The organism is Microvirga tunisiensis (assembly GCF_009296175.1).
Lineage (GTDB): Bacteria > Pseudomonadota > Alphaproteobacteria > Rhizobiales > Beijerinckiaceae > Microvirga > Microvirga tunisiensis.
Window position 1 is genome coordinate 1 of record NZ_VOSK01000367.1, and the last position, 5,528, is coordinate 5,528.

At 64.3% G+C, this 5,528-nt stretch carries 5 protein-coding genes and 1 pseudogene; 2 read left to right on the forward strand and 4 right to left on the reverse strand.

From position 1 onward, the window contains the following. Nucleotides 1-130: 130 nt before the first annotated feature. Nucleotides 131-757 (forward strand): annotated as a pseudogene (locus tag FS320_RS36765) (S1C family serine protease); the annotation flags it as partial. A gap of 153 nt (nt 758-910) precedes the next feature. Here FS320_RS36765 and FS320_RS36770 read toward each other — a convergent pair. Further along, nucleotides 911-1,990, reverse strand: a complete 1,080-nt coding sequence (locus FS320_RS36770) for a calcium:cation antiporter (protein WP_152717265.1) — start codon at nt 1,988-1,990, stop codon at nt 911-913. A 268-nt stretch (nt 1,991-2,258) separates the two neighbouring features. Here FS320_RS36770 and FS320_RS45530 point away from each other — a divergent pair, with 268 nt between their 5' ends. Then, entirely contained in the window at nt 2,259-2,420 is a 162-nt protein-coding gene (locus tag FS320_RS45530; protein WP_153885379.1) for a hypothetical protein, read from the forward strand. Nucleotides 2,421-3,047: 627 nt separating this feature from the next. On the opposite strand, the gene FS320_RS45535 is transcribed toward FS320_RS45530, so the two are convergent. The 3 genes from FS320_RS45535 to FS320_RS36780 all read right to left on the reverse strand — a co-directional run bounded on the left by FS320_RS45535 (nt 3,048) and on the right by FS320_RS36780 (nt 4,918). Continuing rightward, nucleotides 3,048-3,215: a hypothetical protein gene (locus FS320_RS45535; protein WP_153885380.1), complete on the reverse strand. Its 168-nt coding sequence runs from the start codon at nt 3,213-3,215 to the stop codon at nt 3,048-3,050. Between the two features lie 528 nt (nt 3,216-3,743). Beyond that, the gene (locus FS320_RS36775) at nt 3,744-4,679 is read right to left on the reverse strand and encodes an HlyD family secretion protein (RefSeq protein ID WP_152717266.1); all 936 of its coding nucleotides are present in this window, start codon (nt 4,677-4,679) and stop codon (nt 3,744-3,746) included. Beyond that, complete coding sequence (locus FS320_RS36780) at nt 4,676-4,918, reverse strand: DUF3302 domain-containing protein (protein WP_152717267.1); 243 nt, start codon at nt 4,916-4,918, stop codon at nt 4,676-4,678. Before FS320_RS36780 ends, FS320_RS36775 begins: the two co-directional genes overlap by 4 nt. Nucleotides 4,919-5,528: the final 610 nt, after the last annotated feature.

Sequence of the window (5,528 nt, forward strand, 5' to 3'; positions counted from 1 at the left end):
TTCAAGGCAAAGGACGCGGTGCTTCAACTGCTCGAGAGCCTATAATTATGTAGCGGCCAGGAACCGCAAAGCGCTGGAACTCCACCGTCAGCGATCCCGCCGCCACATAATCTCTCACGACGCATAAGTCCGCCTCGCGCCCCAGAAGGCCCGGGTCGGTGATTGGGTGATGGCGATCGGGAACCCGTTCGGTCTCGGTGGCACGGTGACGGCCGGCATCGTCTCGGCCCAGCATCGCGACATCGGTAGCGGCCCCTATGACGACTACATCCAGATCGACGCGCCCGTGAACAAGGGCAATTCGGGCGGCCCGACCTTCAACCTCGCCGGCGAGGTGGTCGGCGTGAACACGGCGATCTTCTCGCCGTCGGGCGGCAACGTCGGCATCGCCTTCGCTATTCCGGCCAGCACGGTCGACACGATCGTGACCTCGCTCAAGAACGGCGGTCAGGTGGCCCGCGGCTTCATCGGCGTGCAGATGCAGCCGGTGACCAAGGAGATCGCCGAGGCCATCGGCCTCAAGGAGCCCAAGGGTGTCCTCGTGGCCGAGGCCCAGAAGGACAGCCCTGCGGCCAAGGCGGGTGTCCGGATCGGCGACACCATCGTCGCGGTGGACGGGGAGCGGATCGGCGGGGCCAAGGACGTAGCCAAGAAAATCGCGAACGTCGCCCCGGGCAAGTCCGTGTCGCTCACGCTCTATCGTCAGGGCCAGGAGCGGACGGTGACCGTCGAAATCGGAGCCCAGCCGAAGGCGTAGCCTCCTCGGTGATTGATTGGACGTCAGACGCTCCTTCCCTTCCGAGGGTCTGGCGTCCTGGCCACCGACAGGCTGGTTAACCCCAACAAGCTATCCTGTCGGTGGCCGCATCAGGCTGTTGTGGCCTGAGCGCGGCATTCCGGAGCACTGGCCTCAGGGCACCACGGCGAAGAACAGGAAGGCCGCGAAGATCACCAGGTGGACGGCGCCCTGAAGCACCGTCGTCCGGCCGGTGCCCAGCGTGATCACGCCGATGAGCAGCGTCAGTGCCAGCAGGAGCCGGTCCTTGTCGCCCAGTCCGAGTTCGAGGGGCTGGCCGAGCACGATCGCAACAGCCGCGACCGCAGGAATCGTCAGGCCGATCGCCGCCAGGGCTGATCCCAGCGCGAGGTTCAGGCTCGTCTGCAACCGGTTCGCCTGGGCCGCCCTGAGGGCTGCCAGACATTCAGGCAGCAGCACGACGGCCGCAATGATGATCCCCATTACAGTCCCAGGCGCGCCGAGCCGATCCAGGCCTGTCTCCACCGTTGGCGTGAGGATTTTGGCGAGCGCCACGACTGCCACCAGGGCAACGACCAGCAGGCCCGCACTGATTGCTGCCATCCGGTTCGAAGGCGGCGGCGCATGGGCATCCTCGTCGCTGGCATCAAGCAGGACAAAGTAGTCGCGGTGCCGGATGGTCTGGATGAACACGAAGGCGCCGTACAGCACCAGAGAGACGGTGCCGGCGAAGACAAGCTGCGACGTGTTGAAGAACGGACCGGGCTCGCTCGTCGCAACATTGGGCAGAACGAGCGTGAGGGTCGTGAGGGCCGCCAGGACAGCCAATGCCGCGCTCGCTGCGTCGATCTGGAACCCCTGTTCGCGATGACGCGCGCCGCCCCAGAGCAGGCAGAGGCCGACAATGCCATTCATTACGATCATGATTCCGGAAAAGACCGTATCGCGTGCCAGTGCGGCTTTCTCCGCCGGAGCGGCAATCATGACGGAGACGATCAGCGCCACCTCGATCACGGTCACGGCAACAGCCAGGACCAGCGTGCCGAACGGCTCGCCCGTGCGATGGGCCACGACCTCGGCGTGGTATACGGCGGCGAACACAGTGGCGATGAGGACGGTTCCGGCTACAGCAGCCATCAGGCCGCCCATCCCGACGAGGAGGACGGTCAGCAGGATGACCCAGGCCGTGACGGGCCAAGCCCATGCCCACCAAGGCATCCGTTCCGTTGCCATGCTGACACCCACGCCTCACTCTGCCCGTTGTCATCCTAAGCGGGCCGGGGAAGGCCTGCTTGACCGCTTCGGACACCATCTTGACAGATCGAGACACCCGCCCCCGGACGCTGCTTGCGCAGGATCACGTCCGACGCCGCCCATCATGCTCGTGCTCGATCTCGAGCTGCCGCAATCGGCGCCGGATGTCCCGATCTGACAACGGGACGTCCTGATCGATCAAGCGCACGGGCGCGGCTTCGGCACCTACAACGCGACGACGACCTACGTGCCGGGACCGACCATCGTCAGCGGCAGCCATGACCGGTCGCTCGGCGTGGTGATGTTCCGCAACGGCGAACCGGGCGCCGAGAACGCGCTCGACGCACGGCAGGCGCTTGGTGCTGAATGGCAGGAGATCGTGAAGTCGGGCGTTCACACCTGCCTCTGATCGCAGGCGCGGGCGAGGAGCGGCGGCCGATCGATCCTGCCGCCGCACCCACCCGGCACCCGGAGGATGGAAGGCCCGGAACGCTTCGGCCCGACGGACTCTCAGGATAGTCATATCTTTCCGGCCGTCATGCGCGCATGATGATGGATATCCGGGAGGCTGCCATGATGACGCGGATCAAGTCCTACATCTCGTTCGAGAACGAGGCGCTTGTCGTGGCCGGTCTGGCGCTCCTGTTCTGTGGAGCGGTGATCCTGGGATTCATGTGATGCTGTCCCAATCCCTCTATTCCGCAATGCTGATCGCCATGATTCTGGCGGTCTACATTCTGATGATCAGGACTTCCTAGTGCATCGAACGCAAAAGTGGGACCCGGTTTTGCGTGAAAAGATGAGATAAGCCAAAAGCTTAGAGCACCAGACGTGAGTTTGAATTCACGTCCGGTGCTCTAGAGCCTCGCTCGCGCCTCGGACCCGAGAGCGGAGTTGCGCTTTTGGGATTCATCCGACGCCCTCTCCTAACGAGCGCGTCTTTCGATGCGAACCGGAGGCGCGCATCGGCGAAAAGTCGGGTCCGCTTCAGAAGCATGATGCATGGATCCGGGCCTTCGCCCGGCAGCGCCCTGGATCAGGTGTCGTGCTCGCGGTCCGGCGATGGGATGTCGCCATCCCCATAGCCACGCCGGCCGTTGAGCTTCGCTCGCCCTGGGGCAGCAGGCTGGCCTCGCAGGGCCTGTGCGGCCTTCCAGAGGGCATTCAGAATGCCCTGGGCCAGCCCAGTGGGATTCTTGCTCATGATCATATCATAGCGCGCCTGTCAGGCTTTTTCATGACCCAGGGTTGCATGACTCAGGGTTTCATGGCTCACGCTGCAGAAGCCATCGATCCAGGCATTTGTTCTCACTTTGCTCTTGACACTGTGTATCATCTGGGCTCGACCCTGGCTCATCCCGGCCCGACGGGGGGCGCGCTCGCGAGGCGTCGCAGATGTGGGGCGGGGAGCGGTCCTGCAGCAGGCCGCGCACGCCGGTTGGCGGGAGGCCCTTGGCAGCCCTGTGCTGGTCCAAGTCGAAACGCCTAACAGTCCCGCGTGCGAGGCGCCGTCCGGCTCTTCCATTCCACCATACCCATCGAGCCGGGCTGCCCAGCCACCCTCGATCAACCTTCCGGCTCGCAGCGCAAGCTGCGGGCCTACAGGTGCTGGCTCTTGGACAGACACATCGTCCCTCCGCCGTCATCACCGGCACGAGGCCGGTGATGACGGCGGAGGGTACGAGCGATGCGCCGGCCTGGAGAAGCGGATCGCCTGACGAGGAAGCTGGGTTCAGAACGGATTGACGTAGTTCAGGATCGCCCTCTGCCGCAGCACGACCTTGCGGATGACATGGCTCGCCTTGACATGCTCGGTGAAGATCGCCGCGAGACCCGTGCTCCCGGCTGGCAGGCGGCGCGCCACTTCCGGGTCGTCGAGCGTGATCCGGACGATGAACGGCGCCGCCTGGACCTCCGTCGGCATGACGGCCAGGCCGCCGGGCTGCGACTGTCCGGTGGCGATCGCCTGCACCACCGTCTCCACTTTCCCGGCGAAGACCTCGCCCGGCAGGGCCTTGAACGTGATCTCGACCGGCTGCCCGACCTCGACATAGCGCACGCTGATCTGCGGGATTTCCACGCCCAGGATCGCCTCGGACGTGTCGATGAAGGCCATGACAGGAGACTGCCCTGTCACACGGGCACCCTTCCGCAGCGCCAGATTGGTCACATACCCATCAGCGGGAGCCCGCACGGTGGTGCGATCGAGATTCCATTTCGCGCTGTCGAGCTGCGCCTTCAGTTGGTCAACCTCGGATTGCCGCTCCTGCACGTCGAAGGCGCGACCCGTGTCGCGGCGTTGCAGCTCGGAGAACTGGCCGAGACGCAGCTCGGCGAGCTTGAGCTGCGCCTCGATGGCCTGGACCTGCGCCTGATAGGTGATCGGATCGATCCGGAACAGGACATCGCCCGCTTTGACCGGGGTATTCGCCGCGACGGGCACGTCGATGACCTCGCCGGCAACAGAGGGGATGATCTGCACCGAGTTGCGGATCACCGCCGCTGACCCCGAGGGTGCGCCCCAGCCCATCGGGATGAACAACCCGACGAGGAGGAGGAGCAGGACGAGGACAGGCGAGATCTTCCAGAACAGGTTGAACGGGATGAACCGGAGCCAGATGAACAGCGCAAGAATTGCAATGTAGACGTTCAGCAGGACGACAATCATCGGGGCGTCTCCTGCTGTCGTACCGGCACATCGACATAGGCCCAGATCAGCACCAGCGGCCAGAACACGAATCCGAAGATCAGCGTCGCCCAACTTCCGACCGCCACCGCCTCAGGCCAGGGATGCCCGCGCTTGCGCGCGATGCGGCCCGGCATCATCCCGAGTGCGACGAAGACCGCCACGAGCGTCGCCACGAGGACGAGCAGTACGATCCAGGCGAAGATGTCGATCAAGGACATGGCCGCACCTCTAAGGGGCGGTGCGGACACGACCCGTCGGATCGAAATCTTCGGCCGATAGGCCCGCCCGTAAAGCGAGAAGTCGCCGCCCTTGGGAGCGGGAAGCCAAGTGACCTGCCGGACCGGATCCGCTTCATGGTCATCTCCGAACGTCGTTCAGGCGCCGAAGCGGTCGTAGGATCATGGCACGAAAGGAACCCAGCGTGCCCCTGCGCTCGGCTCGGTCAAGACTCAAGATAGGCGACCGGCTGATGGTGGCTATCAGGTCAAACCCTGAGAGCCCGGTGGATTAGACCTGACGGCTCAGGGGCCAAAATGTCCGGAGTGGGTCGAGCCTGTGTCAAAACGCGATCGGGCCGCTCCGTGAAGCAATTTAATTTCCTGTAAGCCTCGATAGACCGGGAAATCCCCGGTACAGGAGCGTGAACTTGTACAAATCGTTCGGCAAGGCCGAGCCTGTTCGAGTTTTGACACGCCCTCGGTCATGGAACGAACCCGCTCGCGCGGGAGGACACTGCGGCTGGGGCGGCGCCATGACTTGGGGGCGGTAACCCGCTGAAGGGCACACAATGACAGGACTGGGTCCTGTCTTGAGGATCGAGGGGTTTGG

What these genes read in the sequence shown, in the direction of transcription:
- FS320_RS36770 (WP_152717265.1), bottom strand. Translation starts at nt 1,990, where the DNA reads ATGGCAACGGAACGGATGCCTTGGTGGGCATGGGCTTGGCCCGTCACG.
- FS320_RS45535 (WP_153885380.1), bottom strand. Translation starts at nt 3,215, where the DNA reads ATGAGCAAGAATCCCACTGGGCTGGCCCAGGGCATTCTGAATGCCCTC.
- FS320_RS36775 (WP_152717266.1), bottom strand. Translation starts at nt 4,679, where the DNA reads ATGATTGTCGTCCTGCTGAACGTCTACATTGCAATTCTTGCGCTGTTC.
- FS320_RS36780 (WP_152717267.1), bottom strand. Translation starts at nt 4,918, where the DNA reads ATGTCCTTGATCGACATCTTCGCCTGGATCGTACTGCTCGTCCTCGTG.